The 4,668-nt window shown below is 70.1% G+C and carries 4 protein-coding genes; 3 read left to right on the top strand and 1 reads right to left on the bottom strand.

The annotated features are described in order from the left end of the window. Window positions 1-180 precede the first annotated feature (180 nt). Entirely contained in the window at window positions 181-1,734 is a 1,554-nt protein-coding gene (locus AC08OU_RS22690; protein ID WP_476602106.1) for a bifunctional aminoglycoside phosphotransferase/ATP-binding protein, read from the bottom strand. 243 nt (window positions 1,735-1,977) lie between these two features. Here AC08OU_RS22690 and AC08OU_RS22695 point away from each other — a divergent pair, with 243 nt between their 5' ends. The 3 genes from AC08OU_RS22695 (at window position 1,978) to AC08OU_RS22705 (ending at window position 4,582) form a co-directional block, all read left to right on the top strand. After that, window positions 1,978-2,619, top strand: a complete 642-nt coding sequence (locus tag AC08OU_RS22695) for a response regulator (protein WP_476602105.1) — start codon at window positions 1,978-1,980, stop codon at window positions 2,617-2,619. A 174-nt stretch (window positions 2,620-2,793) separates the two neighbouring features. After that, complete coding sequence (locus AC08OU_RS22700; protein WP_476602104.1) at window positions 2,794-3,090, top strand: hypothetical protein; 297 nt, start codon at window positions 2,794-2,796, stop codon at window positions 3,088-3,090. Between the two features lie 472 nt (window positions 3,091-3,562). Next, on the top strand, window positions 3,563-4,582 hold the full coding sequence (locus AC08OU_RS22705) for an ATP-binding protein (protein ID WP_476602103.1): 1,020 nt from the start codon (window positions 3,563-3,565) through the stop codon (window positions 4,580-4,582). Window positions 4,583-4,668 lie beyond the last annotated feature (86 nt).

Consider the following 4,668-nt stretch of genomic DNA (forward strand, 5'->3'; position numbering starts at 1 on the left):
AGCGGGTCGGTCGCCGCGGATGCAATTGGCGATCCCCACCAGCTGTCGATGCGTCACCTGCGCCCGGCGGTGGCCGGTCCCGGGCCATCCGCTCTTCCCCAGAACACCCGTAACACCCGTAACACTGCGTAACGCCGAGGAGCACTGCGGAACACTGCGGAACATCGCTTCGCGTGCCGATCAGGCCGCGGCACGGCGGGCGTTGTGCAGCGACTCGGCGATGGCCACCGCCGTATTGATGATCTTGGCTTCCGGCCAGGGTTCGATCCGGGAGACGGTGTCGGCGAGACGGCCGGGGCCGAAGGACCCTGTGGCGGTGGCTACCGCGGTAGTTGCCGCGGAACGCCGGCCGGTACGGGTCGCCGCGAGATCGGGCGGAGCCGTGCAGCGCAGTTGCACCAGGTCCGCGGAGGCACGGCGAGCGACATCGGCCGCTTGCGCGCGCTGGCTGTGCCGGTTCCACGGTGCGTCGACCACGACGGACTCGCCGCGGCGCAGCGCCGTGCCGGCCTGGCGCAGCAGCTCCTGGTGGACCGCGTCGACGTCGTCGGCCGGTGCCCATCCCCCCGCCTCTGCCCATCCCCCCGCCTCGAGATCGTGACGGCTGGCCGAGGCCGCCAGGTCCGCCGCGACGTCGTCGAAGCGGAGCACGGTCCACCGCTCCGTGCCGGCGAGCCCGTCGGCGAGCGTGGACTTCCCGGTGCCGCGCTGGCCGCCGACCAGCACGAGCCGGACCCGGCCCCAGCGCAACCGGGCCAGTGCCAGGTCAGCGAAGGCCCGCGCCTCCGCCGCCGCGTTCTCTCCGGCCGCGACACGCTGGCACGCCGCCTGGCAGCGACCCAGCGCGGCCAGCGCCCAGTAGAAATCCTCGAGCGACCACCGAGGATGGGTCTCACCAGCCATCTCACGGTAGTGATCGAGGAAGAGCCGGGCGAGATCGCGGCGTCCGAGCCACTCGAGGTCGGCTGCCAGCGCGCAGGCGTCCGCGAGGACGTCGGCCGCCCGCAGCCCAGGTTCGAACTCCAGGCAGTCGAGCACCCTGGGCCCGTCGTCAAGGCAGAAGATGTCCGCGGCGGACAGATCGCCGTGCCCGTCGCGGATCCGCCCGGCCTCGCGCCGCTCCCGCAGGAGCTCGTCGCGGCCGTCGAGGTACCGCACGGCGAGGCGGTTCACGTGGTCGAGGATACTGGTGCTCACCGCCGCGCCGTGGTCACGCTGTACCCGGGCGAAGCAGGCGTCCCACCGCCCACGCAGGCGGTCCAGGCCACCCGCGTCGGCGATCCGGGGCGAGGTCTCGCACCGGGCGTGGAAGTCGACCAGCACCCGGGCGAGGGCGTGGATCTCCGCCGTGGCCTCGGTGCCACCTTCAGCAAGCGTCGACAGCCGGCGCATCTCGGGCAGTCGCCGCATCACGACCATGTGGTCGCAGGGCTCCCCGTCCGGTCCGATGACATCGGCGACGCCGAGGTAGACGTCGGGCGCGAGGCGACGATTGAGCCTCACCTCGGCCTCGCAGGCGGCCAGCCGCGCCTGCCGGCTCCGGAAATCCACGACACCGAGGTCGACCGGCTTCTTGACCTTGAAGACACGATCTCCGAGGAAGACGAGCACGGACCGCGCCGTCTCGACGACCCCGGCAGGAGGCCCCGACGCCACCGTCGGCGCTACCGCTGGCGCCGAGGCCGACGCGTCTCGCCCCGCCGGGAGCGGGTTCACCGCGGTCTCCGGGCTCATGGCACGAGCCTGCCCGCGTCCCGGCGGCCGCGGCAGCATGCTTGGGTCGTGCGTGGAGGGAACGAAGGTCCGTCCTGCCTGGGGCCAACGTCCCTACAGTCCCCCGCCTCCGACGCGCCGCCGCGGTGCCGGCGGGCACCCGTCGGCACCGGGCCAAGGGCCAGGCCAAGGGCCGAAGGTCCCGAACCCGGCATCCATTTCACAGCGTGGCGGCTCCGAGGACGGCACCGTATCCTCCTCCGCATGAAGACGATCCGGGTATTCATTCTCGACGACCACGAAATCGTGCGTAACGGTCTACGGCAGACTCTCGATCGCCACGACGACATCGAGGTGGTCGGCGAGGCCGGACTCGCCGCCGAGGCGATCCGCAGAATCCCGGCGCTCCTGCCCACCGTGGCCGTCCTCGATGGCCGACTCCCCGACGGAAGCGGCATCGACGTGTGCCGCGACATCCGCTCCGCCCATCCAGACGTCGCCTGCCTCATTCTCACGTCCTATGACGACGACGAGGCCCTGTTCTCCGCCATCATGGCCGGTGCCGCCGGCTACGTCCTGAAGGAGATCCGCGGCAACGACCTGGTGAGCGCCATCCGCACCGTGGCCGCCGGCGGGTCGCTGCTCTCGCCATCGGTCACCCGCCGCGTCCTCGACAGAATGCGCCAAGGGCCCAGGGAAGACCCGACGCTGGCCTCCCTCAGCGCCCGGGAACGCGAGATCCTCCAACACATCGCCGAAGGTCTCACTAACCGGCAGATAGGTACCCGGATACATCTCTCCGAGAAGACCGTGAAGAACTACGTCTCCAGCATCCTCGAAAAACTCGGCCTGACCAGCCGGACCCAGGCCGCCGTCTACGCCATGAAGAAGACGAGTGAGGACTGACACCCACACCAGACCATCGCCACGCCGGATCATCGTTGTGCCTCAACCGGGTCGAAGGACCCGCCCTGGTGGGAAACAGGTCCCGGATCCGAGCACCGCGGGTCGGATGTCGCCTACGCGGGCGAAGGGCACGCTCATCACTGTCGGCAGGACGCCGACGAGGAGGTGGTGATTGTGGAACCCCCCCTGGTTCCGGCCCGCGTCGCGCCGTTGCCATACGGCCAGCCCCTCGACCTGACCAAGATTGTGATTGTCGGGGAAATGGTCGCCGGAGCGGTGGCCATCTCCTGGCGGTTCGCCGGCCGCGCCCCGGGGCCCAAGGCGATCGTGCGAATGGGCCCGGGAGGCTGGGTGAGCATGAAAGGCGGCGGCGTGCGCCTGCACAGGCGACGCTACCGACAGCCCCGCGAGCAAAAGCGGCCGCCGTGGGCCCGCGTCCTGGGGGCACGACGGGCAACCCGGCCGCTCTGACCGGACCCGCAGGTGCCGACAAACCGGAACATCACTCACCCGGAACATCACTCTTGGACGATGATGCGGGTGACGGGACTGTCGGCTGGCATCCTCGCGATTTCGATCACGATTTCGATCACGCGAGTCCCCGCGCACGCGTGATGCGGCGGCGCGGTGAGGCGTTTCCACCGCTCGCCGGGTGACGACCACGCCGGCCCGGCCGGGCACCCTGCACACATTCGAAATGAACACCGTTATCCTTTGTGGCAAGGCTGCAGCGCGTCGGCCCGACCAGGGTCAGACCACTCCCCGCCCTCCCATGCCCTTCCATGAGGATCTGGGAGGACCCGGGGGATCCGGGGGGACCCGGGCTCGATGGGCTCCGCTCCCGTCCGCGGGGGATCACGGGTCTCGTCGATCGGCGCCTCGCGGCTGGAGTACCCGTTCGGCATGCTCGCGGCAGCGCCGCCACGACATCGAGGAAATCTCTGTGAAGATCGCTTTTGTGGGCAAGGGCGGAAGCGGCAAGACCACGCTGTCTTCCCTCGTCGCCCGTCACCTGGCCAGCCGGGGTCGGCCCGTGCTGGCCCTCGACGCCGATATCAACCAGCACCTGGCAGTCGCCCTCGGGCTCGACGAGGACTCCGCCGCGGCCATCCCCGCGCTCGGCGACCACCTCGACGAGATCAAGGAGTACCTGCGTGGCGAGAACCCGCGCATCCCGTCGGCGCGGGAGATGGTCAAGACCACACCGCCCGGCACCGGCTCGCGGCTGCTGACCGTCACCGGGCCGAGCCCGATCCACCACCGGTTGAGCGTCGACATCAACGGGGTCCGCCTGATGGTCACCGGCGCCTTCACCGAGGAGGACCTCGGCGTCGCCTGCTACCACTCCAAGGTCGGCGCCGTCGAGCTACTGCTCAACCACCTCGTGGACGGACCCACAGAATATGTCGTCGTCGACATGACCGCCGGCGCCGACTCGTTCGCCTCCGGGCTGTTCACCCGGTTCGACCGCACCTTCCTGGTCGCCGAACCCACCCGCAAGGGCGTCGCCGTCTACGAGCAGTACCGCGGTTACGCCGCCGACCACGACATCCCGATCTCGGTCATCGGTAACAAGGTAAGCGACGAGCGGGACCTGCAGTTCCTGCGTGACCGGATCGGCGACGACCTGCTGGTCCACCTGGAGCAGTCGGCTGCCGTCCGAGCGATGGAACAGGGCCGCGCCACCGGCATCGCGGACCTCGAACCGGCCAACATCGCCGCGTTGGACCACATCGTCGCCGTCGTGGACGACACCGAACGCGACTGGGACCGACTGCACCGACAGGTGATCGAGTTCCATGTGAAGAACGCCCGGTCCTGGGCGAACGACGCGGTCGGGGTCGACCTCACCAGCCAGATCGATCCCGGCTTCCGGCTGGACACCCGTCCAGGCCTGGTGCCGGCCGCGCGGTTGGCCGACACGACTGGCACCGCGCACACGCCCCAGACCGCCGCACGCTGAGCGTTCACGAGGCCGGGCCCGCCTGATCGCGCGGCGGCCGAATTGTGGGGAGTTGGGCACGGTCCGGGGACCGCAAACCGTGCTTA

This window comes from Frankia sp. CcMO1 (assembly GCF_977945845.1).

Coding starts and splice junctions, on each gene's coding strand:
- AC08OU_RS22690 (WP_476602106.1), bottom strand. CDS start 1,734: ATGAGCCCGGAGACCGCGGTGAACCCGCTCCCGGCGGGGCGAGACGCG.
- AC08OU_RS22695 (WP_476602105.1), top strand. CDS start 1,978: ATGAAGACGATCCGGGTATTCATTCTCGACGACCACGAAATCGTGCGT.